Genomic DNA, 23633 nt, shown 5'->3' on the forward strand with positions numbered 1-23633 from the left:
CCCGTTATACTTGCGACACCTCATGCCGAAATCCGGCATTCCACATTTTTCAGCCACCACAAAGGGAGCGGCGGGTGAGTCTCACAGTCATTGCGCAGCGTATGGGTAACACGAGCTTTCAGCGCCTGGTGACTGGCCTCGTCTTGAGCACCTTGCTGGTCGGTTGCTCCAGCACCAAATCGAGCAATGTGCGGGTGGTCGATCGCAACAACGCGGTGGCCCAGCGTCCTACGGTGACGACCGGACAATATGTAGTCCGTCCGGGCGATACGATGTTTTCGATCGCATTTCGCTACGGCTGGGACTACAAAGCCCTCGCTGCCCGGAACAATATTCCTACGCCGTATACGATCCATCCGGGTCAGACAATTCGCTTTGACGGCCGCACCGGTTCAACGCCGACGGCGGTGGTGAGCAACAGCAGTTCTTCACCTTCTTCGTCGAGTAAAACCACGGTAATCCGGCGCCAGGCAAATGGCACCACGACCACTACAACCACCGGTTCTACGGGGGCTGTACCGTCCGTCGCCAACAAGCAAGCGCCCGCGCCGTTGCCTCCGGCAGGCCCAGCCCCGACCGGCTGGGGATGGCCATCTAATGGCATTCTGATTGGAAAATTCTCTTCAAACGGTAGTTTGAATAAAGGAATTGATATCGCCGGAGATTTGGGACAGCCTGTTTTAGCTGCGTCTGATGGGACGGTGGTATACGCCGGGAGTGGCTTAAGGGGCTACGGCGAATTAGTCATCATCAAACACAGCGAAACCTACGTCAGTGCCTACGGACATAACCGCAGGCTGTTGGTTCGGGAGGGACAGCAGGTCAAGGTCGGACAGACAATTGCCGAAATGGGGTCAACGGGTACAGACCGGGTGAAACTGCATTTTGAGATTCGCCGCCAAGGTAAACCTGTAGATCCGCTGCAGTTCCTGCCAAGACGTTGATTTGTAAGCCAGCCTGTTCCGTCGCGTAGAGGGGACAGGCTCCAGCGCTGCCAAGGATAAAGGCGTCGCTTGAGCTTGGGGTCGAACTCACCAAAGGACTATAACAATGGCTCTCAGTAAAGAAGTGCCGGAGTTTGACATCGACGATGAGGTTCTCCTTATGGAGACCGGCATCGATTCGGAATCTTCGATGTCGAATGATGAAGGGGCTGCTCCACCTTCCGTTCGTTCCAAATCCAAACACTCCGCTTCACTTAAACAACATAAGTACATCGACTACACGCGTGCACTTGATGCCACGCAGTTGTATCTCAACGAAATCGGCTTTTCCCCACTGCTCTCTCCGGAAGAAGAAGTTCATTTTGCGCGACTGTCGCAAAGTGGCGATCCGGCCGGACGCAAGCGCATGATTGAAAGTAACCTGCGGCTGGTGGTCAAAATCGCCCGGCGTTACGTCAATCGGGGGCTGTCGCTGCTGGATCTGATCGAAGAGGGCAACCTCGGATTGATCCGGGCGGTGGAAAAGTTCGATCCCGAGCGCGGCTTCCGCTTCTCGACCTACGCGACCTGGTGGATTCGTCAGACCATCGAGCGCGCGATCATGAATCAGACCCGGACCATCCGGTTGCCGATCCATGTGGTCAAGGAGCTCAACGTGTACCTGCGGGCTGCACGGGAGCTGACGCAGAAGCTCGACCACGAACCTTCACCCGAAGAAATTGCCAACCTGCTGGAAAAACCGGTGGGCGAGGTCAAGCGCATGCTTGGCCTGAACGAGCGGGTTTCTTCGGTCGACGTCTCGCTGGGTCCGGATTCGGATAAAACCCTGCTGGACACCCTTACCGACGATCGTCCGACCGATCCTTGTGAATTGCTGCAGGATGACGACCTGTCGCAGAGCATCGATCAATGGCTGTCGGAGTTGACCGACAAGCAGCGCGAGGTGGTCGTACGCCGCTTCGGCCTGCGCGGCCATGAGAGCAGCACGCTGGAAGATGTAGGCCTGGAGATCGGCCTGACCCGGGAACGGGTGCGGCAGATCCAGGTAGAAGGTCTCAAGCGCCTTCGTGAAATCCTCGAGAAGAATGGCCTGTCGAGCGAGTCGCTGTTCCAGTAAGCGCCTTCCACGCGTGCCCGCAAGAAGCCCCGACTGGTTCGGGGTTTTTTGTTGACCTGAGTTTGCTGGCAATCCAGCACCACCCTGCGCATTGCCGGACGTATGGTTGGCATTTCCATCGTTTGTAGTCTCGCGGTGTAAGCCTTGGCTTACTCTTTCGTAAGTGTTCACTATCTTTACGCGGGAGCAGACGTCGATTGCTCTAGATGGCTAATTCTAACTTATTGAATTTTATATATATTTTTTAATGTGAAGTGCTTATTACAGCGCTCTTTCGCTCCTGCGGCCGATTGCTCTTGGCAGGGAACTCTTTAGTATCTGGGTTGTGTCGACGGACAGACACGCCCTTCAAGGAAGAGGGGAACGGACATCGCAGGACGCGATTCATCAGGACGATGAAAAGGAATACAGGGAATAGGGAAAAAATGTGGGCGGGTCATACCGCCCCTTTTTTCGCCTGCAGAATAGTAGAACCCGCAAAAAGCAAAAAGGCCCGCAAGGGGCCTTTTATTGAACGCGCGACAGATCAGCGTTCGAGGTCTTTGATCTTGCCTTTGACGCCATCCCACTCTTCGGCATCCGGCAGCGATTCTTTCTTCTCGGTGATGTTCGGCCAGATTTCAGCCAGCTCAACGTTGAGTTGAATGAATTCCTGCATCTCTTCCGGAACTTCGTCCTCGGAGAAAATGGCTACGGCCGGGCATTCCGGTTCGCACAGGGCGCAGTCGATGCACTCATCCGGGTGAATCACCAGGAAGTTCGGGCCTTCGTAAAAGCAGTCCACCGGACACACTTCTACGCAGTCGGTGTACTTGCACTTGATGCAGTTGTCGGTGACGACGAAGGTCATTTCTAATTTTCTCCTCAGGCGGCGGCAGCGTTGCCCCTTCACGGTTGGGGTCGCCAGGTTCGGGAGCGATACCTGCTGGCCAGGCTATTAGCCAGCAGCATCCCAAACCGCGCGAGATTCTAACAGCTTGAAGCCGTTTGCGTTATATCCGCTTCTTCAGTGCTTATATCCGGTTCTTCAGTGCATAGAGCATTTCGAGCGCACGACGCGGGCTCAGGTCATCCAGATCCAGTTTAGCCAGCTCATCGAGCACCGGGTGCGGCAGGCTGGCGAACATGTCGCTTTGCTGTGGCGTCGCCGGTTTGCCCTTGGCGGCAGGTTTCGGCGCTTCATGCGGCAAAGCGGTTTCTTCCAGTCGGCTCAAATGCTCACGGGCACGCACGATCACTTCGCTTGGCACACCGGCCAGTTGCGCCACCGCCAGACCGTAGCTCTGGCTGGCAGGTCCCGGCAGCACGTGGTGCAGGAAGACGATGCGTTCGTTATGCTCGGTCGCATTGAGGTGGACGTTGGCCACCAACGGCTCGGCTTCCGGCAACACGGTCAGTTCGAAGTAGTGGGTGGCAAACAGCGTATACGCGCGCAGATGCGCCAGACGCTCGGCCGCCGCCCATGCCAGCGACAGACCGTCGAAGGTGCTGGTGCCGCGCCCGACTTCGTCCATCAGCACCAGACTGCGCTCGGTGGCGTTGTGCAGGATGTTGGCGGTTTCGCTCATCTCGACCATGAAGGTCGAACGGCCACCGGCCAGGTCATCGCTGGAACCGATTCGAGTGAAGATGCGGTCGACCAGCGACAGTTCGCAACTGGCTGCGGGCACGAAGCTGCCAATGTGAGCGAGCAACACGATCAATGCGGTTTGGCGCATGTAGGTGGATTTACCACCCATGTTCGGGCCGGTGATCACCAGCATACGGGTGTTGTCATCCAGGCTCAGGTCGTTGGCCACGAACGGCGTGGTCAGCACTTGCTCGACCACCGGGTGACGACCCTGAGAGATGCGCATGCACGGCTCGCTGACGAAGCGCGGGCAGTTCAGGTCAAGATTCAGCGCACGCTCGGCGAGGTTGCTCAACACGTCCAGTTCGGCCAGCGCGCCGGCGGTGTCCTGCAGCGGTGGCAACTGGCTGATCAGGTCTTCCAGCAGGGCTTCGTAAAGCATCTTCTCGCGCGCCAAGGCACGGCTCTTGGCAGAGAGGGCTTTGTCTTCGAACTCTTTCAGTTCCGGCGTGATGAAGCGCTCGGCGCCTTTCAGGGTTTGCCGACGGATATAGTCCGCTGGTGCCGACTCGGCCTGCTTGCTCGGCAATTCGATGAAGTAGCCGTGAATGCGGTTGTAACCGACTTTCAGGTGGCTAAGACCGGTGCGAGCTTTCTCGCGGGCTTCGAGATCGATGAGGAACTGGCCGGCGTTTTCGCTCAGTGATTGCAGCTCGTCGAGTTCGCTGTCGTAACCGGTTTTCAGCACGCCGCCGTCACGGATCACCGCCGGCGGATTGTCGATGATGGCCTTTTCCAGCAGTGCCGCCAGTTCCGGGTAGGTGCTGGTGATGGTCGCCAGACTTTGCAGGTGCGGTGCTTCCAGGTCAGTCATCGCCACTTGCAGTTCAGGCAGGGCACCGAGGGCGTCGCGCAAGCGAGCAAGGTCACGAGGACGTGCGTTGCGCAGGCCGATCCGCGCGAGAATTCGCTCGATGTCGCCGATTTCCTTGAGCTGTGGTTGCAGCTTTTCGAAACGATAGCGATCGAGCAGGCACGTGATCGAGGTCTGGCGCGCCAGCAGTACGGTCAGATCGCGCAACGGACGATTCAGCCAGCGGGTCAGCAGGCGACTGCCCATGGCGGTCTGGCAGCGATCAACCACCGATTGCAGGGTGTTATCGCGACCACCGGCCAGGTTGGTGTCGAGTTCGAGGTTGCGACGGCTTGCACCGTCCAGCACCACGGTGTCATCCAGGCGTTCGTGGCGCAGGCTGCGCAGGTGGGGCAGGGCGGTGCGCTGGGTTTCCTTGGCGTAGGCCAACAGGCAACCGGCCGCGCCGATTGCCAGGGTCAGGTTCTCGCAGCCAAAACCCTTCAGGTCTTGGGTGGAGAACTGCTGGCAAAGGCTTTTCAGTGCTGAATCACGCTCGAAATCCCACGGCGCACGACGACTGACGCCACGGCGTTTTTCCGCTGGCAGGTCTCTTGGCCAGTCATCTGGTATCAGCAGCTCCACCGGGTTGATCCGCTCCAGTTCCGCCAGCAGGTTTTCCCAGCCTTTGATTTCCGACACGCTGAAACTGCCGCTGGTGATGTCCAGCACGGCAAGGCCGAACAGACGTTCGTCACCCAGCAGGGCTGCAATCAGGTTGTCGCGGCGTTCATCAAGCAGCGCTTCATCACTGACCGTACCCGGCGTGAGGATCCGTACGACCTGACGCTCAACCGGGCCTTTGCTGGTGGCCGGATCGCCGACCTGCTCACAAATCACCACGGACTCGCCAAGCTTCACCAGCTTCGCCAGATAGCCTTCCGCCGCGTGGTAAGGAATCCCACACATCGGAATCGCCTGCCCCGCCGACTGTCCGCGCGCGGTCAGAGTGATGTCCAGCAACTTGGCTGCCTTCTTCGCGTCTTCGTAGAAGATCTCGTAGAAGTCGCCCATGCGGTAGAACATCAGCTGATCTGGATGCTGATTCTTCAGGCGCCAGTACTGCTGCATCATCGGGGTGTGGGAGGACAGGTCTGAAATAGCTTTATTCATCAGGGGTTTAGCTTTACCGGAAAAAGTGACAAGGCAAAAACGGGGTCGTTTGCATCTACGAAATGGCGAGTGTTTGCCAGCGATGCGGCCCGTGAGTTGATTCAGTGGAGCCGAGTATGAAGTTTTTTTGAGGTGGATGCAGCAACGCACCGCCGCTTGGGTTGGCATTGTGTCCTATAGTGCCGAAAAGCTATCGAATGATCAGAATGCGTGGGTGAAGGCCAGTCGAGGAGTCAGCTTGGAACAGTCAGAGGGCATCGGCTCAGGAGCATCAGCGAGCGGTTGTTACTACGATGCGGAAAAAATGACCCTCAGCCGGTCGGGGCAGTCAGCCTTGCTAGGCAGCAATGAAGGTGACCTGCTGCTGGCCCTCATAGCCGGCGTGACCGATAAGGAGCAGCTTATCTCCCGAGTCTGGGGGGAGCGCGGGTTGGTGATTTCCGACAGCAGTTATTACAAGACCCTGCACATGCTCCGCGCGCATTTTGCTGATGTCGGGTTACCTCGGGACAGTCTCAAGACCTTGCCTCGCCGTGGCGTGGTGCTGTTATGTGAAATCCGCTTGCTCAGCCCGGAGATTCAACCCCCTGAACCCCCACTTGCGGTCGTAAGCGATGCGGCGGCAATCAGCGACGCTCCTACAGTGAAGACGTCTGCAAAGCGTTACTGGCGTTTCCTTCTGCCTGCAACGGTAGTGCCGGCGATTGCTCTTCCGGTCTTTTACGCCTATCTGGTGTTTAAAAAACCTGCCGATCTGGAGGAGTGGAAACTCATCTGGCAAGAAGGCGAAGCGAAGTTGTATGTAGAAGAAAGTGAAAGAATGTCCAAAGAGGATATTGTCAAAGCGCTCAGCGAGTTTGAGCCGCCGATTATACTTACCGATATCAATTATTATGTGCGAAAGCCGCTCTCCCAATTGCTGGTAAAGTGCGTCAAGCCGGAAAGTAAGGGGGAGGCTATATGCGTAAACTATCAACTCGTTGGAAAAAAATAGTAGCACTGTTTGGCGTCTCGTCCGTCTGTATCTTCGGTGCTCTGGTTATCAAGCATTTTTATTTGATCAGTCGCGATATTCCACGCGCCCCCTGTTTCGCATCCATCGATTTTGTCCATACTCATGATCATAAAGTTCGTTGGCATGGTGTCGGTGATATGACGATCGATCCAAGGGAAGGCGCTCTTTATGTGTACTACGTCGTCAAAACCCCTGAAGGCAAAGTTTACACCTATGATCGCAAGTTCGAGATTGCATTAACCCATCTGGATACTTCCAGGTTTCTGTTCAAGACGCGTTCGATTGTAAAGTTTGACGCGGACACTGCGGGCGATGAACTTCCGTTTATGGAAAGAGGTTTTCAAGGCGGTATGGTGACGTTCAATTACTTCTCCGATGCCGAGTATTACTACAATATCAATAATCTGATCAATGGTGTATGCCACGTTCCTCGCTAGCGCAAAACCCCAGGGTGCAAGGCCTCTGGGCGACTAAGTAAGACTGAGTAAGACGTCAGTAAGGCCTCGACGCGCCCCGCGTTGTTAATGTGATTCGAGTCAAGCCAACAGCTCCTGCGACTAACGGAGAGTCAGCGCAGTGCGGCTGTTTAGTTGCCTTGAATAACATGATGATGTTTAGGCTGTTGAGGAACGTTATAAATGCTCTGGTTTTGCGTGCGCAGTTCTCATGGGATCAAGTCTCCCGCCTGGAAGCGATCGATTGCAATAAGCCGGGAAGGTGTTGTGTTTGTGCCGGCGGTTATTGCTGGAAAAGAAAAGGATGTGAGTATTTCCACATTGTTTGATCGCACTCTTGTTCTGCTGTGTTTCGATCATGTTTACGTACCAGTAGCGTGGATGGTCGAACACTATCCAACGTGCAGAGCTCGCTGTCGCGACATGATGATCACAGCACTTTCTGGCTTACAAGAAACGTTAGGTTGTCGTAATGCATGGTCTCGGGTGAGCAACTTCCGTGGCCGCGCTGGAGAAAAAAGTTATCTGGGGGGTGTCTCATGAGATCGACTCTGCTCTGGAATCTATCTCTGTTAGTTGGTGGTGTTTTGATCATCGATAGTTCTTGGGCCGGCGCGCGAGAAAATTGTGCGCAGCGTCGCGCCGAACTTGTATTCCAAATTGAACGTGCTGATAAGGCGGACAATGTTTATCGCAAGTCCGGTCTGGAACAGGCGCTTGCCAATGTGGAGCGTTACTGTCGCGAGCCTTCTGCACAGGATGACCGTTCGAGCGCTATCGAAAAGGCCGAAGCCGAAGTACGGCGCAGACAGAACTATCTGAATGCCGCGCGTCAGTATGGCGATGTGAAAGTCATCAAGAAACAGGAAGCGAGGCTCGAACGAGCTCAGACAAAACTGCAAAAGCTCATGGATGAGTAAAGGGGCAACCACGGCCAACAAACCGCAGCAGGTGTTCTTTTTCAACTCTGCAATTCAACGCGCTCATCAGCGACACCGGAAAATCGAATATGAAAAACATCCTTATCTTTGCTTCAGTCTTTACTTCTGCTGTGCTGATCTCTGGTTGTACCGCCACCGACTGGGTGCATGCTGCCGGTGGAATCATGGGCGCCAAGGACGATTACGACAGAAAGGCCAGAACCGATCGGCTTAAAAAAGCCAATGCTGCCGCGCGTCGCGTCAAAGGCTGACCACACGTTGGAGCCGGGCCGTTATTCAATGCAGAATGATGGCTCGGCAATATCATTTTGCAGCTGAATTCATATTTATGCGTTAATTATGCAAATCAGCATTTGTCTTAACGAATAACTTCAAGCACTATGCGCGTTATGCAAAAACGCAACGTAGCCTCCGTCTTAAGAGCACTGCTCGACCAGCACGGGATCTCCCCCACGGAGCTCCACCGTCGCACCGGCGTGCCTCAATCAACTCTCTCGCGGATTCTCAGCGGGAAGATCGTCGATCCCTCGGATAAACACATCTCGAAGATCGCCGAGTACTTCGCCGTGAGCACCGATCAATTGCGCGGGCGCGCGGATGTCGCGCCGTCGGCCGGTGCCGCGCGTGATGACGTACACGCGGAACTCAAGGACATAATGCTGTGGGACGACGATACGCCTGTCGATGATGACGAAGTATCGGTGCCGTTCCTTCGCGAGGTTGAATTGGCTGCTGGATCAGGAAGATTCGTCATCGAAGAGAGCGAGCGCTCTAGCCTGCGCTTCGGCAAGCGCAGCCTGCGCCATAATGGTGTGCAGTTCGACCAGGCCAAATGCGTGACTGTACGCGGCAACAGCATGTTGCCGGTGTTGCGTGATGGCGCCACTGTCGGCGTGAATGCGGGCAAGTGCGGCATCGGCGACATCATTGATGGCGACCTGTACGCGATCAATCACAACGGCCAGTTACGCGTAAAGCAGCTTTACCGCTTGCCTACCGGCATTCGTCTGCGCAGCTTCAATCGCGATGAGCATCCGGACGAGGACTACAGCTTCCAGGAAATCCAGGAAGAGCAGATCGTCATCCTCGGTCACGTCTTCTGGTGGGGCATGTACGCCCGCTAACCCGACCCTTCTCAGATAAACCCGCCTCGCAGGCGGGTTTTTTTTCGCCTTGATGAAACCGCCAAACCCTTGAGTTGCGGGGCTTCCATGCATCTGCGCATTTTTCATGCATAAATAAATGCATCTACGCATTGACTGGATATGCATAAATGCATATTCTTGCCACCAAGCCGCTCGACAAAGCGGCTGGCAAGAAAGCTCTTTAGTTCCACAAGAACAGGCAGCGATGAACCGGCCTCAACGGTTCAGAGGGTTGGCAACTGACCCGGGTGTGCAGCGTAAAGCACCAGAAGCAGTTATCCGGCGGGCAGGGACCGCGGTCGGAAAAACAATTTGAACGGACTCGTACCGCGCCAGTAGCGCCGAAAAGTCAGCTTCCTTCTTGAACACAGGATTTGAAGGAAGGCGAAGGAGCGCATTACTGAAAAGCCCGGCGGACTGCCGGGCTTTTTGGAATGCCTGCCTGATGGATATCCCGTTGAAGAACCTTGACGGAGAGGCAAGTAAGCAAAACCCAAGGACAGTACTCGCGATGAGTGCAAACAGGAGAAACAAATGAACCGCTACGCTTTTGTTCGATTCAACTATTCCAAAGCCTTCAACAAAGTTCTGGTGATTGTCGACGCTGTAGAGAAGCCTACGGCCATGCCAGTAGAAGCACAGTTATCGAATGGTTTTTGGGTGGATATCACAGCAAACCCGGCAGTCCAGGTGGGATGGAAGGGGGCGACGACAAACTTCGTTGATTGGGAGTTCAGTGAACCCACCTATCAAGAGCTCGAAAAGGATGTGGCGCAAGAAGCGCTGGAGCTTCTGTCTGCTGCTGGCCAGTGGCTGATGTTGAATTCTCTGCATTACAAGGTCGACCTGGATGTTGCCACCCCTGAAGAACAAGCGCTGTTGCTCGCCTACAAACAGTACTGCGTGGGTCTCAGCGACATGAAGAAACAATCCGGCTATCCGTCCACCGTCAACTGGCCGGTGGCACCGTTCTGATTCGATCATCACCTTCATGGCCTCTATCGAGAGCGCATTACTGAAAAGCCCGGCCCTGCGCCGGGCTTTTTGGAATGCCTACCTCAAGAGAAAACGATTGAACCCTACACACACCATTCATCCAACACTCCCGGAGGCGTGACATGACAAACGAGCAACAAGCGTTGGCGGACATGCCGATCTGGCTGGTCATCCTGCTCGCAGTGGTAGGCGGGGTCTCCGGCGAAATGTGGCGTGCGGACAAGGAGGGCGCCCGCGGCTGGCCGCTTATGCGGCGTCTGGCCTTGCGCTCTGGCGCCTGCATGATCTGCGGCGTGTCGGCAATCATGCTGCTGTACGCCGCTGGCATGTCGATTTGGGCCGCTGGCGCCTTCGGCTGTCTCACCGCAATGGCCGGGGCCGATGTGGCCATCGGTCTGTACGAACGCTGGGCCGCCAAACGCATCGGCGTCTGCGAAGTCCCACCCCGCGACCAGCCTTAACCTCGAATGTGATTCGTGCCGCCCTTTGGGCGGCAGGGCTGCGCGTGGACGATTGAAAAGGAGGTCATGTATGCCCACACCGATCCAGCAGCCGTCGCAACTGTTCACAGCCATCGCGACGACGCTGCGCAACACTGCCGGGCTCAACATCAATGTCGGCAATCACGATGATTTCACTGCACCGGGCGATCAGGCTTGGGTGTTGATCGACTTCGACCGAAATGCATCAGGACAGCGTGCCGCAGATGGGCGTATCGCTCATGTCCTGACATTGTCGCTGCAAGTTGTTCCGGCGCTATCGGCCAGTGCCTTTGCCGCCTGCGATCTGATCGCTGTACTGAAGAATCTGATTACCGACAATCGCTGGAGCCTGCCGGGCGATCAATGCGATCTGCCGATGAACATGGATGGTTTGCCGTCCATGCTCATTCGCGCCGACCAGCAATTCAAGGCCTGGACCCTGACGTTCAACCAGACCCTCTACCTCGGCCCGACCTTGCTCGACGACCCGCTGGGCACACCGAAATTCGCCCGCACCTGGGAAGTCAGCAACATCGACGATCCAGACCAATACACCGCGCTGGAGGCCTGACCGATGTTCGACGCGTTATTGCGCATGCAACTGGGTCCGATCATCGAACGCCTGGCCGAAATGGAAGCGGAAATCGACGACCTGCACCGCCGCGCTGAAAGCTTCTGCCGCATCGGCATTTGCCAGACAGTCGATGCGGCGAGCAATACCTGCCAGGTCAGCCACGGTGGCTTGCTCACGCCAGCGATCAAGTTTTTCAACCCCAGCGCCGGCGCACAGAGTGAGTCGCGGATTCCGACCGTGGGTGAGCAGTGTCTGCTGTTCAACTACGGCAGCGGCGAAAGTGGCGCACAAAGTGTCGCCCTGTTCGGCCTGAACAGTGATCGCTTTCCACCCGTTTCGACTGTCCCCACGCTGACGCGGCGGGTTCATGTCGACGGCAGCGAAAGCGGCTACGACGATGCCACGCACACCCTCCACTGGCAAAACGGCCCAACGGCTTTCAGCGGTTCTCGCGAGTCGCTGGAACTGAGCATCGGCCCGGCGCGACTGGCGATGACGCCACAACTGATCACCCTGCAACTGGGTGCCGTCGGCATGACCATCGACCCTTCGGGCGTGCACTTCAGCGGTCCATTGGTCGATCACCAGGGCCGTGTCATCAGCCCATGATTCAAGAGCCTCCACATGATCGGAATCGATAGAGACAGCGGGGCCACGGTCGACGACTGGCTGCAATTTGTGCAGCGCGCGACCCGGGCCCTGACCACACCGCTGGGCACCCGGCAAAAACGCCCGTTGTACGGATCGTTGATCCCCACGCTGCTGGGGCAGAACCTCGGTGACGACGTTCTGCTGTTGGCCCAGAGCCACGCCGCGCAAGCGTTCTACAACAAGCAAAACGGTATCGATGATTTTCAGCCACAAGTGATCGTCGCCAGCCGCCAGGGCGCGGGTCTGCTGCTGCGCTTCGCCGGCACCTGGAAAAACCGTCAACAAACCTTCGAGGTCGTGACATGAGCATGTTGATCCCCGGCCAGAACCAATTGGCCGAACCCGCGCTGATCACCGTTGAAGCCTTTGAAGACTTGCTCGCCGAGTTCAAGACTTTCGTCATTGAATACGTCGGTGTGCGCTCGCCGGACAGTGCCGCAAAACTCAAGACCAGCCTGGAAAACGAGAGTGAACTGCTGACCCTGGCGCTTGAGGCTTTCTGCGTGCGGCTGCAAACCCACGAGCGCAAATACAACGCTCGCATCAAACAGATGCTGGCGTGGTGGGCAACGGGCAGCAATCTCGATGCGCGGCTGGCGGACATGGGCCTTGAGCGGCAGTTGCTCGATCCCGGCGATCCGGCGGCATTCCCGCCGGTGCCGGCGATTTATGAAAGTGACGACGACGCTCGCTTGCGTTATTACCTGGCGCCCCATGCGCCGGCAGCAGGTTCGCGGATGCAGTATCGCCGCGAAGTTTTCACCCTCGGCGAGCGTCCGACGGTGCGGGTCGAATCCACCGAGGCAGGTGTGGTGAATGTCACTTACACCTTCAACCCGGACGGCCTCGCTGCGCAGGTCAAGGATGGCAACGGACGTCGCACGGCACCGGGCGAAGTGCAGGTCACGGTGCTGTCCCGTGACGGTGATGGCACGCCTTCCGCGACATTGCTTGACGGCGTTCGTCAGCACTTCGCACGACCGGATGTACGACCGGAAACCGACCTGGTTACCGTCAAGGCAGCCGACATTCAGCGCTACAGGATCCGCGTTGTCGCGAAGATCAATTCCGGCCCCGATTCGGGCCTGACCAAAGTCGCCGCGCAACAACAATTGCAGGCCTACGCCGACAGTTGCCATCGACTCGAAGGCCGGGTCGATCCGAGCTGGATCGACTACACGCTGCACAGCGCCGGTGCCGTGCAACTGCAGATTCTCGAACCGCTGGCGCCGATCGTGACGACGGCGTTTCAAGCGCCGTATTGCACGGCGGTCGAGGTTGAGGTGCTGACGCTATGAGTGAGCAAACTCAGCGTCCGACGCTGCTGCCTGCCAACAGCTCGGCACTCGAACGAGGTCTGGATCTGGGCTTCGGCGCACTGCTTGACCGCATCGCGCCGCCGTTCCCGGAACTGATGAACCCAGCAGAAACACCAGTCGCCTTTCTGCCGTATCTGGCAGCGGATCGCGGTGTTGCTGAATGGAGCACCGCCGCACCGGAAGCTGAAAAGCGCCTGACCGTTGAACTGGCCTGGCCCACCGCGCGCCAGGCCGGCACTCGCAAGGCGCTGGAAAACGCCGCCAAGGGGTTGCAGTTAAGGCCCGAGATCCGCGCCTGGTACGAACAGACACCGCCCGGTGCGCCGTACAGCTTTTCCGTACGCGCCTTCAGCGACCAACCCTACAGCGAAGAAATCGACGCCCGTCTCGACCGGCGCCTGGCGGATGCCAAGAGCGAACGGGATGTGTTGACGGTCTCGGTCGGCTTGAGCGCTTTCGGCAATCACGTCATCGGTGCCGCGACTTTTTGCGGAGAGCTGACCACGATTTATCCGGTGTTCATCGAAGGCCTCGAAACCTCGGGAGAGGCATTCATGGCCGCCGGCATGTACACCGTCGAAACATCCACTATTTATCCTCAGGGGGCCTGAATGGCTGACTATTACACCCTGCTCACCAACGCAGGGATTGCCTACGAAACGGCATGCAAGGCCGCAGGCACGCCGATCAAGCTGACGCAGATTTCCGTCGGCGACGGCGGCGGCACGGTCTACAACCCGGCCGCGACCGCCACCGCGCTGAAACGCGAAGTCTGGCGCGGGCCGCTCAATGCGCTGTTCCAGGACGAGAAGAATCCGAGCTGGCTGCTCGCCGAAGTGACCATTCCTCCGGATGTTGGCGGCTGGTATGTGCGTGAAGCGGGACTGTGGACCGACACTGGAATTCTCTACGCCATCGTCAAATATCCGGAGTCGTTCAAACCGGTGCTGGCGACGTCAGGTTCGGGCAAAGAGTTCTACATTCGCTCGATTTTCGAGACCAGCAATGCGTCCTTGGTGACGTTGTTGATTGATGACACCGTCGTCAAAGCCACCCGTGCCTGGGTCATGAGTTACCTCGCCGAAGAACTCGGCAAACTCGATGGTAAGCAATCGGTGCGTGTTGCTGCATCCAGCAACATCGTGTTGAGCGGTGCGCAGCAAATTGACGGTGTCGCAGTGGTTGCTGGCGACCGCGTGCTTGTAGCGAACCAGACCCTGGCCAAGGACAACGGCTTGTGGGTCGTTGCCAATGGTGACTGGGTGCGGGCGACGGATGCCAACAGCAGCGCCAAGGTCACACCGGGACTTACGGTCATGGTCGAGGAGGGCACGGCGAATGGAGATTCGTTGTGGCATCTCACGACTAACGCGCCGATCACTTTGGGTACCACAGCGCTGACGTTCAAGATGCTGGCGGGGCGTACCGGGATTGCTGCCGGGACTTACAAGAGTCTGACCGTCGACGAATATGGTCGCGCGACTGCGGGTGCAAACCCGGAGACGCTGGCAGGATTTGGCATCAAGGATTCGTACACCAAGGCTGAAGTCGAAGCGCTGATTGCCAAGGCGTCGGCGTTGCCGGTGGGTTCGATCGTGGCGTTCCCGGTTGATGCGCCGCCTCCGGGGTTTCTTGAGTTGGATAACAGCGTCAAGAGCAGCGCGACGTATCCAGACTTGAGCGCTTATCTGGGCGGCAAGTTTAATAAGGGTGATGAGGGTGTTGGGAACTTCCGCTTGCCTGAGGCGCGCGGGGAATTCTTGCGCGGTTGGGATCATGGACGTGGAGTCGATGCCGGACGTGGTCTCGGTAGCGTGCAGTCCATGCAGGCTGAGGATCACTCCCATGTAACAGGTGTAAATGATACGGCGGCGATTGCGGCAGTACAGAGTGCGCGCGGCCTGGGAGCGAGTGCGGGAAACTGGCCGTACGGTGCAGTAGCTATAGGAGTCGCCGGCACCAACTCTGTCAGTTCCAATGCAACTTACATCCCTTCCGGTGAGGACAGTTGGCTGAAGACAGGTCCAGCCATTTCGCTGGGTAACGGCGAAACCCGCCCCCGCAACATCGCCGTCATGTGGTGCATCAAAGCCTGGAATGCCCCGGTCAATCAGGGGACCATCGATGTTGCCGCACTGGCCAAGGAAGTCGAACGGCTCAAGTCTGCTGTACCGGTGGGCGCTGTTCTGGCATTCCCGACAGGGATCGTTGCACCCGGTTATCTGGAGCTGGATGGCAGTGTGCAGAGCATTGCGACTTATCCGGATCTGGCCGCTTATCTCGGTGTTACTTACAACAAGGGCAATGAGGGTGCCGGTAACTTCCGTTTGCCTGAGTCGCGCGGTGAGTTCCTTCGTGGCTGGGATCACGGACGCGGCGTGGACGCCGGGCGTGGCATCGGCACTTGGCAAGCTGACGACAATAAATCCCACATTCACGGGACTACCTATGACGTCATCGCCGATATTTTCGCGGCCGGAGATGTCAGACGTAATTATCTTCAGCAATACAACAATGTTGACGATGTCGTAACAAGGGCGTCGGGTGGAGCTGAAGCACGTCCCCGCAACCTTGCGGTCATGTGGTGCATCAAAGCCTGGAGCGCACCAGTCAATAGTGGAAGCCTTGATGTCGCTGCGTTGGTTGACGAAGTTCGCAACGTTTCGGGTCGCTATTTGAGAACTCGGGTTTTCAAAGCAAACGAGATTTATCTGCCGGGGCCCGGCACCAAAAAGATCAAATACAGATTGCAAGGTGGCGGTGGTGCCGGCGGTGGTTCAGTCTCGACAGCCAATACTCAGCTTTCCGCCGGTTGCGGAGGATCTGCTGGAGCCTACGCCGAGGGCTGGCTGACTCAGGATTTCGAAGGTCAGCAGATTACCCTCGGTAAGGGGGGGGCGGGCGTTGTTGCCGGTATTGGTTTCAATGGGGGAACAACCTCTTTTGCCGGAATCGCTGCACCTGGAGGTTATGGTGGAGGATTTTCGCCCAACATTGTGCCGCCTCTACAACTTGGCCGAAGCCCCAACTCCGAGCCTGCAACAGGTGGTTCAACGATCAATGCCAATGGCCAAGGCGGCGGCGGGGTAACCGGGCCGACATTGTCGCTTTGTACCTCCGGCGAAGGAGGTCTCAGCATGTTTGGGCCGGGTGGCAACCCCTCGGGTGGCGCCAGTCGTGAAGGTGAGGGGGCGGTGAATCCCGGCGCGGGTGGCGGAGGTGCGTTGGCCAAGCCGTCATGCCCTTACAACTTCAAAGGCGGCAACGGTGCCGACGGCATCTTGATTATCGAGGAGTGGACCTGATGAGTACGTATGTACGCATTTATACCGACACGGTTGTCGAGCAGATCGAAACCAAAGGTGATATTTCGACGATGTATCCGCCGACGCTGGTGTGGGTGTGCGTCGATCATCTCGATCCACTTCCCCGGCAAGGCTGGCTGGCGAAGGAGCAAGGCGGGGAGTGGTTGTTTTCGCCCGAGCTACCGATAACAGCCACGCCTGAAACTCAAGCGGTCGCTATTGCCGCCGAACGCTTCATGCACGAAGCCGGTGGCGTCATTGTCGATGGATTAACCATTGAAACCACTCGTGACAGCCAGACGCTGATTGCTGGAATGGGCTTGTCGGCAATCGTCGATCCGGAATACCGATGCAACTTCAAGGCAGCCAATGGCTTCGTCGAAATTGATGCGCTGCAAATTCTCGAAATTGCCAAGGCTGTACGCACTCATGTCCAGGCTTGCTTTGACCGCGAGCGCGAGTTGCTGCTGGCAATCGACAGTGGAAATTATCGTCCCGAAATGCTGACTGAGGGCTGGCCAGATGTACCGTCAGCGCCTGAGCCCGGTTTGTGACGCTTCAATAAACGCCCCGCACCGTCGGGGCGTTTTCTTACCCGCCAAAGCCCCTCCCCACGAGGGGCTTTCCCGTTTATGGAGAAACGAAAAATGGCAACCCGCCAAACCTACACCGTGCTCGTCCCATTCCCCACCGGTGGTGGGCACTGGTCGAGCGTCGGTCAAGACCTTGATCTGCTCGACGTCGAGGCCAGTGCCTTGCACACCGCCGGTCGACTGGAACTGAAAACACCTACCACCCAGGCCAAAAAGGCCGCTGCCAAGAAGGCTGACTAAACATGGCTGAGGTTCTGAACTTCGAGCACAACGGCATTACCGTCAATGCCACCGAATCCCCTGAGGCCATGGGTGGCCTGGGTGACAACGTCATCGGTCTGGTCGGCACTGCGCCGAAAGCCGATCCGCTGATTCCGCGCAACGCACCGTTCCGCATCAACAGCTTCACCACCCACGCGCTGCTCGATCCGACCGGTTCCGAAGAGGGCACCCTGTACCACGCGGTTTACCAGATCCTCAAAGTGGTCAAGGTTCCCGTGTACGTAGTGATCGTCGAAGCGGGCGCGACTCCGGCCGACACCGTCAACAATGTGATCGGCGGTGTTGATCCGCTGACTGGCCGCAAGCTCGGTCTGGCTGCGCTGGGCAGTGTTCCGGAAGATCTGACCATCATCGGTGCGCCGGGCTTCACCGGCACTAAAGCGGTGGCCAGCGAGTTCGCCGCGTTCGGCAAGCGCATCAAGGCCCGTGTGGTGCTGGACGGCAAGGACGCCTCGGTTGCCGATCAAGTGCTGTACAGCCAGGAACTCGGCGGCGCCGACCTTGGTTTCGACCGTTGCCTGGTGGTGCACAACATGCCCGCCGTGTACTCGAAAGCAGCGAAGAAAAACGTCTTCCTGTCGCCTTCCAGTCTGGCGATCGCTGCGCTGGCCAAGGTCAAGCAGTGGGAAAGCCCGGGCAACCAGGTGACCTACGCCGAAGACGTTTCGCGGGTCGTTGAATACAACATCCTCGACACCTCCACCGAAGGCGATCTGCTCAACCGTTATGGCGTCAGCTACTACGCCCGCACCGTGCTCGGTGGCTTCTCGCTGCTGGGTAACCGCTCGATCACCGGCAAGTTCATCAGCTACGTCGGCCTCGAAGATGCGATCAGCCGCAAGCTGGTCAAGGCCGGCCAGAAAGCCATGGCCAAGAACCTCACCAAGTCGTTCATGGATCAAGAGGTCAAGCGCATCAACGACTGGCTGCAAACCCTGGTCGCCGACGAAACCATTCCTGGCGGCAGCGTCTATCTGCACCCGGAACTCAACAGCGTCGAGAAGTACAAGAACGGCACCTGGTACGTGGTCATCGACTACGGCCGTTACGCGCCGAACGAACACATGATTTACCAACTCAACGCCCGCGATGAAATCATCGAGCAGTTCCTGGAGGACGTTCTCTAATGTTTACCAACCGCAATCGCCAGGCCATCGCGGCCACCCTGCAAGGCCTGCCGCTGTCGGCGACAGTAGAAGAATTTACTCCGCCGAAGATCGAATTCGATGTGGAAGAGATGCGTGGCGGCCGCTTCATTGTTGAAGAAATGGTCAAGGGCGGCAAAGCGCTCAACGCCAAGTTGACCCTGCAAGGCATGGGCACAGAAGTCATGCTCGCACTGGGCGTGAAGCTGGGCGACGACATCCTGCTGAACGTGCGTGAAGCCGGTCAGGATCAGGATGGCAACACCTGGTTCACCTACCACACCGTTGGCGGCAAGCTGAAATCCCTTGAGGAAACCGCGGTGAAGATGGGGGAGAAACCCAAGACCAACCTGGAGCTGTCCTGCCGCACCTACAACCGCCTGGAAAACGGCGTGCCGGTGATCGACATCGACGTGCGTACCCAGAAGTTCGTGCTCAACGGCGTCGACATCCTCGGTGATGCGCGGCGTGCGGTGCTGATGCCGTAACCCGTTACACCGCAAAACCTGTGGGAGCGAGCCTGCTCGCGAAGAGGCCATCACATTCGCTACCGATGTGACTGTAAGACCGCTTTCGCGAGCAGGCTCGCTCCCACATTGGGCCAGGTTAACTGGCCCCTTTGCGCAACACCCCCTCAAGAATCACCAAGGAATTCATACATGTCGTGGATGCCACCCCAGCATGACCTGTTGTCGCCGATCACCGGTGATGACGGTTCGCAGATCGAAACGATCCAGCTCAAACCGCTGTTCTACGCCGCACAGAAAGAAGCGCTGGAACGCGCCGGCGATGACGAAGACGATCAGTTCTTCGAACTGGCCCTGCTCGCCACCGGCCTGTCGGTCAAGGAACTCGACCAGCTCAAACGCCCGGACTATGTGAGCATCGCCCAGTACGTACACGAGATGTCGACACGCCCTGCGTCGTACTTTCTCGACCAGGTCGAAGACGCGCAAAAGTCCGACGATCCCGACCAAGTGCAATTGCTGCAACCGCTCGCAGTGAGCGGCCGCACCGTGACGTCGCTGTCGCTGGAAATGCCTGCGCTGCGCGCGACCAAAGTGATGAAGAAACTGAAAACGGCCAAGGAACGCGCCGAGTTCATCACTGCCCATTGCACCGGCCTGATGATCACCGATCTGGCCCTGATGACCGTCCCGGACTGGACGCAATTGCAGGTGCGCATCGACGATTTTTTAAACCAGCCGGCGGCCTACTTTCGGAACGCGACATCGAAGTAATCCTCGATATCGTCCCGCTCATTTACCCGGTAAGTGAGGCGGAGATTCTGGAATGGGACGCCGAAAAGGCGTTGCGCCGCTACGACATAGCGATCACTCGCCTTGGCGTAAAACAGGAGTAGAGCGGCAATGGCAGAGAGTAAATATGCGCCGATAAATGCCGGTGAAAGCGGCGTTGCGGCTGCCGGCAATATCAGTTTGAACATGGCAGCAGTGAGCTCCGGTACAGGAGCGATCGGCCGCGAGCAGATTTCCAGCCTGAGTCAGGCGCTCATCACTGCGAGTATCAAGATCGGCTCGCTGACGGCCGCGATCGACTCATTGAGGCTGGCGTTGTCCAGCCTGCGTTCGATTTCGCTGAACAACAATGCGAAGAGCGGGTCGACCCGCGAACCTACTACGCCGGGTGAGGCCAGTGAGCGGGCCAAGGTGCCTGAGAGTCTCAAGCCAGCGATTGACTTGTACACGGCTGCTGCCGAGTTGGGCATCGCCGCGCAACTGCCGCCAAAGCAGACCAACGAAATGGCGCTGTCGAGCCTGATCATAGCCACTAAGCCATTGGTTGCCGCGGGCGGCACCAGCGGTCAAGAGTTGCTCAAGGCCGCTACGCTGGCGGCTGACGCAGGGGTTGGCAATGAGCTGACGAATGCGGCGGACAAACCCTTTGAATTGCTCAACTTTGCTGGCGACGCTGCGATCGTTGCATCAGCCTTCAAAGTCCCGGCTGTGGAAGTCGCCGAAATGATGGCGGTGTGGCGCACTTCGATGAAGCTCACTCGCGACCAGGCGTTTGACCTTGCGGATGCGACAAACCAGCTCGGCAAAATACCGGGTGGTGCCAAACCGGCAGACATCGGTGCCGTTCTCAAACAGTCGGGTGATGCGGCCATTGCGGTAGGCATGCAACCCGAGCAAGCCGCCGCGCTGTCCGCAGCCTTGCTCAACAGCGGGACGAAAAAAGACGATGCCGGCGACGCGTTGAAGCGCATTTCCCACGCGCTGGACAAGGGGGACAACGCGTCCGCCACCGAGCGTGGCGCCTGGAAGCAACTGGGGCTGGATCCCGCGGCCGTGACCGCGGCGATGCATGACCCGGACAAGCAAAGTGCACAGGGAGCGGTACTGTCGGTGCTGGCTGCGCTGAACGCTCAACCGGCCGAGCAACGCGCCCAGTTGGCGCAGACACTCTTTGCCGATGGCGGTAATGCGGTGCAGTTGCTGTCGCAGAACCTTGGCGACGTCAATCAGGCCTTCTCGCAAGTGAAGGACAAAGACCAATACGCGACGTCGAAGGTCGGTGATCAGAGTTCGGTGCGCCAGTCTGCACTGGCGCTCTCCAATACCCCGCAAGGACAGTGGAACGCTCAGAATGCGCGAAGCGATCGGTTGACCATCGCCAGCGCCAATGCCGTGGCGCCCTCTCCAGAGGCGCTAAGTGTTGCCGGTGCCAGCCTCGACAGAATGAGTGAATTCGCCGAGGCCCATCCGACGACGGCTGCGGTGATCATCACTGTCGGCACGGCCTTGAAAAAGATATTCGATGTGCTGTTGGACACCGCTGTCGAGGAGGGGAAAGAGCGGCTGGGCAAACGGATACCCGGTGGCGCGCCGGGCAATCCTCCCGATCTTTCATCTACCGGCGATTCTGCAGTGCAGCTTCCAACGGATGCGCCGGTGGTGGAGATCGCCAGTCTGGCGCCCGCGACTGCCAGGGAAATGGACATCGGCGAACCCTCCTCCTTGCTCAATACGCCGCGCCTGGGGCCTCCGAGCGTTGCCATGGAAACGATTGCCCAGGTTGCTCCAGCTTCGGACAAAGTTGCGGGAGCCGCATTGAGTGATCGGCTCGTGTTCTTCGCTCCCGACACCCTCTCCGCGCCCGGCCAGGTCAGCAAGGATCTGGCGAGCGCCCAGGCCGCCAACCAGCATGTCACTTACGCACCTTCGGTTCAGGTGTACTGCAGTGATCCGGGTAGTTCGGAAAACATCGGATTGCTGGTGACACAGCACCTGCGAAGCCAGTTCGACAGCCAATTCACACCGCTGTTGACCAACAACCCTCTCGCCACCCGCCGTGACGCAGCTCTGACCGATGGAGTCGCCTGATGAAACAACAAATGGCATTGGGCAGTTTCATCTTTGGCCTCTCGCGCCAGTTTGCGTACCACTCGTTGTTGCGCAAGTCCGATGGCGGCTGGACAGAAATACAGATTCTCACTAGCAAACCCAAATCCAGTCAGACCGGGCAGAAGCCGGAAACCCTGACCATCACCGGCAAGTCGATGTACGCCGTGGCCATGGATCGGCTGGATGAATTGCGCGCCTTACAGGCACTGCGCATACCGCTGCCATTGATTGACGGCATCGGTCGCAATTGGGGCTTGTGGCGGATCAACAGCGTTCAGGAAACCCAGACCCAGATCATCGATGACGGTACGGCGATGGTGGTCGATTGGGTCATCGAATTGGCGGAGTTCAACAATGCGTAAGGTACGAAGCGTGGCCGGTGATTCGGTGAATCTGCTGCTCTACCGCGAAACGGGGCGCAGCGATGATGTGGCTGAAGAAGCGCTGTGGAAACTTAATCCGACGCTGGCCGAGCATGGTCCGATCCTGACTGCGGGCATCTGGATCGCACTGCCTGAACTCGACAGCAAACCCGCCGCAATCAAACCGCTCACAGCCTGGGATTAAGGAGGTCGCATGACACTGGGTTTTACCCCGGCGGTAGAAATCTACGGCGCCCATGCGGCCCTGCTCAATCAGCGTCTGATCAGTTGGGAACATATCGATGCCGCGGGCATCGAGTCGGACCAACTGACATTGACGGTGGACCTTGAAGGTCTCGACGGTTTGCCGAGTCTCGGTGGTCGAATCGGCCTGAAAGTCGGTTACCTGGAATCGGGCATGGTCGACAAAGGCCAATTCAAAGTCACTCGCCTGACGCCGACGCTGTTCCCGTTCCGTCTGACCCTGGTCGCTACTGCAGCGCCATTCAGCAAGGATGACGAGACCGGCTTCAAGCAGCGCCGCACGGCGAGTCACGGGCCGACCACTTTAGGTGCGCTGTTTCGCGAGCTGGTATTGCGACACGGCTTTTCACCGCGGGTCGCTCCCGATGTGTCGTTGATCCGTATCGAGCACATTGATCAGACCAACGAAACCGACATGGGCTTTCTGACTCGATTGGCGATGAAGTACAACGTGGTCGCCAAACCGTACGATCAGATTTACGTGCTGGCGCGGTCCGGCCAGACCAAATCGTTGTCGGGGCAGACGCTGGCGGATGTGACCTTGTCGGTGACCCGCAACAACCGCCCCGGCGATCATGCCTTTATCAGCGCCACTCTGGAAGAATCCGCCCGCGAGCAGGCCAAAGGCTGCAAGACCTGTTTTGTCGATGCGGCGACAGGCGTGTTGCGCTGGGTCGAAACCGGGCTTGCGCCGTTCAAGACCATCCGCCAGAAGCAACCCAACGAAGCGGATGCCATCGCCGTCGGCGAGGGTGAAGTGCGCAAGATGCTCCGGCAAAAGTTCAAGGTGAAGATCACCTGCCCGGGCGATCCACGGTTGGCGGCCGAAGGCCTGGTGCTGCTCGATGACACCTGGCCGGACTTCATGCGCGGACGCTGGTCGATCGACAGGGTCACCGCCAGTGGCAATCGAGAGAACAGCTATCGCTGCCTGATCGATGCGTCGTGCCTCGACCCCAAAGCCGAGTCCAAAGACTGACCCACGAGCCACCCTGTAGGAGTGAGCCTGCTCGCGATAGCGGTGCCACATTCAAAACCAACGCGCCTGACACACCGCTATCGCGAGCAGGCTCACTCCT

At 58.0% G+C, this 23633-nt stretch carries 26 protein-coding genes; 24 read left to right on the plus strand and 2 right to left on the minus strand.

Annotated elements, in window-relative coordinates; genetic code table 11:
• The first annotated feature begins 74 nt into the window (after window positions 1-74).
• Together ACOYXH_RS02300 and rpoS are read left to right on the plus strand one after the other, a co-directional pair.
• Window positions 75-944, plus strand: a complete 870-nt coding sequence (locus ACOYXH_RS02300) for a peptidoglycan DD-metalloendopeptidase family protein (protein WP_093436549.1) — start codon at window positions 75-77, stop codon at window positions 942-944.
• A gap of 106 nt (window positions 945-1050) precedes the next feature.
• Window positions 1051-2061 (plus strand): RNA polymerase sigma factor RpoS, encoded by a 1011-nt coding sequence (gene rpoS / locus ACOYXH_RS02305; protein WP_038357938.1) that lies wholly within the window; start codon window positions 1051-1053, stop codon window positions 2059-2061.
• 526 nt (window positions 2062-2587) lie between these two features.
• Here rpoS and fdxA read toward each other — a convergent pair.
• On the minus strand, window positions 2588-2911 hold the full coding sequence (gene fdxA / locus ACOYXH_RS02310; RefSeq protein WP_007908827.1) for a ferredoxin FdxA: 324 nt from the start codon (window positions 2909-2911) through the stop codon (window positions 2588-2590).
• A 163-nt stretch (window positions 2912-3074) separates the two neighbouring features.
• Window positions 3075-5645 (minus strand): DNA mismatch repair protein MutS, encoded by a 2571-nt coding sequence (mutS, locus tag ACOYXH_RS02315; protein ID WP_176471349.1) that lies wholly within the window; start codon window positions 5643-5645, stop codon window positions 3075-3077.
• 250 nt (window positions 5646-5895) lie between these two features.
• Here mutS and ACOYXH_RS02320 point away from each other — a divergent pair, with 250 nt between their 5' ends.
• From ACOYXH_RS02320 to ACOYXH_RS02425, 22 genes are all read left to right on the plus strand, one after another.
• Window positions 5896-6651 carry a winged helix-turn-helix domain-containing protein gene (locus ACOYXH_RS02320; RefSeq protein WP_095126499.1) on the plus strand — a complete coding sequence of 252 codons (756 nt, stop codon included), beginning with the start codon at window positions 5896-5898 and terminating at the stop codon, window positions 6649-6651.
• Complete coding sequence (locus tag ACOYXH_RS02325; protein WP_095050412.1) at window positions 6618-7109, plus strand: hypothetical protein; 492 nt, start codon at window positions 6618-6620, stop codon at window positions 7107-7109. Before ACOYXH_RS02320 ends, ACOYXH_RS02325 begins: the two co-directional genes overlap by 34 nt.
• Before the next feature lie 557 nt (window positions 7110-7666).
• Complete coding sequence (locus tag ACOYXH_RS02330; protein ID WP_449123028.1) at window positions 7667-8047, plus strand: DUF1090 domain-containing protein; 381 nt, start codon at window positions 7667-7669, stop codon at window positions 8045-8047.
• Window positions 8048-8136: 89 nt separating this feature from the next.
• Window positions 8137-8319, plus strand: coding sequence for a hypothetical protein (locus ACOYXH_RS02335; RefSeq protein WP_007908822.1), 183 nt, complete (start codon window positions 8137-8139; stop codon window positions 8317-8319).
• A 138-nt stretch (window positions 8320-8457) separates the two neighbouring features.
• A complete protein-coding gene (locus ACOYXH_RS02340) occupies window positions 8458-9192 on the plus strand; it encodes an XRE family transcriptional regulator (RefSeq protein WP_007908821.1) in 735 nt (244 codons plus the stop codon).
• A gap of 555 nt (window positions 9193-9747) precedes the next feature.
• Window positions 9748-10188, plus strand: coding sequence for a tail fiber assembly protein (locus ACOYXH_RS02345; RefSeq protein ID WP_095126491.1), 441 nt, complete (start codon window positions 9748-9750; stop codon window positions 10186-10188).
• Window positions 10189-10331: 143 nt separating this feature from the next.
• Window positions 10332-10670 carry a phage holin family protein gene (locus ACOYXH_RS02350; protein ID WP_095050416.1) on the plus strand — a complete coding sequence of 113 codons (339 nt, stop codon included), beginning with the start codon at window positions 10332-10334 and terminating at the stop codon, window positions 10668-10670.
• A gap of 70 nt (window positions 10671-10740) precedes the next feature.
• Window positions 10741-11262: a hypothetical protein gene (locus ACOYXH_RS02355; RefSeq protein WP_095050417.1), complete on the plus strand. Its 522-nt coding sequence runs from the start codon at window positions 10741-10743 to the stop codon at window positions 11260-11262.
• A gap of 3 nt (window positions 11263-11265) precedes the next feature.
• The gene (locus ACOYXH_RS02360) at window positions 11266-11874 is read left to right on the plus strand and encodes a phage baseplate assembly protein V (protein WP_095126492.1); all 609 of its coding nucleotides are present in this window, start codon (window positions 11266-11268) and stop codon (window positions 11872-11874) included.
• Between the two features lie 15 nt (window positions 11875-11889).
• Window positions 11890-12222 (plus strand): phage baseplate protein, encoded by a 333-nt coding sequence (locus tag ACOYXH_RS02365; protein WP_016985063.1) that lies wholly within the window; start codon window positions 11890-11892, stop codon window positions 12220-12222.
• Window positions 12219-13214, plus strand: a complete 996-nt coding sequence (locus ACOYXH_RS02370; protein ID WP_258709327.1) for a baseplate J/gp47 family protein — start codon at window positions 12219-12221, stop codon at window positions 13212-13214. Before ACOYXH_RS02365 ends, ACOYXH_RS02370 begins: the two co-directional genes overlap by 4 nt.
• Entirely contained in the window at window positions 13211-13846 is a 636-nt protein-coding gene (locus ACOYXH_RS02375; protein WP_095050420.1) for a phage tail protein I, read from the plus strand. Before ACOYXH_RS02370 ends, ACOYXH_RS02375 begins: the two co-directional genes overlap by 4 nt.
• Window positions 13847-16540 carry a phage tail-collar fiber domain-containing protein gene (locus tag ACOYXH_RS02380; protein WP_460410228.1) on the plus strand — a complete coding sequence of 898 codons (2694 nt, stop codon included), beginning with the start codon at window positions 13847-13849 and terminating at the stop codon, window positions 16538-16540.
• On the plus strand, window positions 16540-17094 hold the full coding sequence (locus ACOYXH_RS02385) for a DUF4376 domain-containing protein (protein WP_460063155.1): 555 nt from the start codon (window positions 16540-16542) through the stop codon (window positions 17092-17094). The genes ACOYXH_RS02380 and ACOYXH_RS02385 overlap by 1 nt, the downstream gene beginning before the upstream one ends.
• Window positions 17095-17187: 93 nt before the next feature.
• Window positions 17188-17373: a hypothetical protein gene (locus ACOYXH_RS02390; protein WP_003222199.1), complete on the plus strand. Its 186-nt coding sequence runs from the start codon at window positions 17188-17190 to the stop codon at window positions 17371-17373.
• 2 nt (window positions 17374-17375) lie between these two features.
• Window positions 17376-18542 (plus strand): phage tail sheath protein, encoded by a 1167-nt coding sequence (locus ACOYXH_RS02395; protein WP_460063157.1) that lies wholly within the window; start codon window positions 17376-17378, stop codon window positions 18540-18542.
• Window positions 18542-19048: a phage major tail tube protein gene (locus tag ACOYXH_RS02400; RefSeq protein ID WP_134825665.1), complete on the plus strand. Its 507-nt coding sequence runs from the start codon at window positions 18542-18544 to the stop codon at window positions 19046-19048. The genes ACOYXH_RS02395 and ACOYXH_RS02400 overlap by 1 nt, the downstream gene beginning before the upstream one ends.
• Before the next feature lie 171 nt (window positions 19049-19219).
• A complete protein-coding gene (locus ACOYXH_RS02405; protein ID WP_460410229.1) occupies window positions 19220-19801 on the plus strand; it encodes a phage tail assembly protein in 582 nt (193 codons plus the stop codon).
• Between the two features lie 129 nt (window positions 19802-19930).
• A complete protein-coding gene (locus ACOYXH_RS02410; RefSeq protein WP_320413965.1) occupies window positions 19931-21907 on the plus strand; it encodes a phage tail tape measure protein in 1977 nt (658 codons plus the stop codon).
• Window positions 21907-22290, plus strand: a complete 384-nt coding sequence (locus ACOYXH_RS02415; protein ID WP_095050425.1) for a phage tail protein — start codon at window positions 21907-21909, stop codon at window positions 22288-22290. The genes ACOYXH_RS02410 and ACOYXH_RS02415 overlap by 1 nt, the downstream gene beginning before the upstream one ends.
• A complete protein-coding gene (locus ACOYXH_RS02420; RefSeq protein WP_258709334.1) occupies window positions 22283-22495 on the plus strand; it encodes a tail protein X in 213 nt (70 codons plus the stop codon). The genes ACOYXH_RS02415 and ACOYXH_RS02420 overlap by 8 nt, the downstream gene beginning before the upstream one ends.
• A 9-nt stretch (window positions 22496-22504) precedes the next feature.
• Complete coding sequence (locus ACOYXH_RS02425; protein ID WP_258709335.1) at window positions 22505-23533, plus strand: phage late control D family protein; 1029 nt, start codon at window positions 22505-22507, stop codon at window positions 23531-23533.
• Window positions 23534-23633 lie beyond the last annotated feature (100 nt).

The organism is Pseudomonas sp. Mb7 (assembly GCF_054790525.1).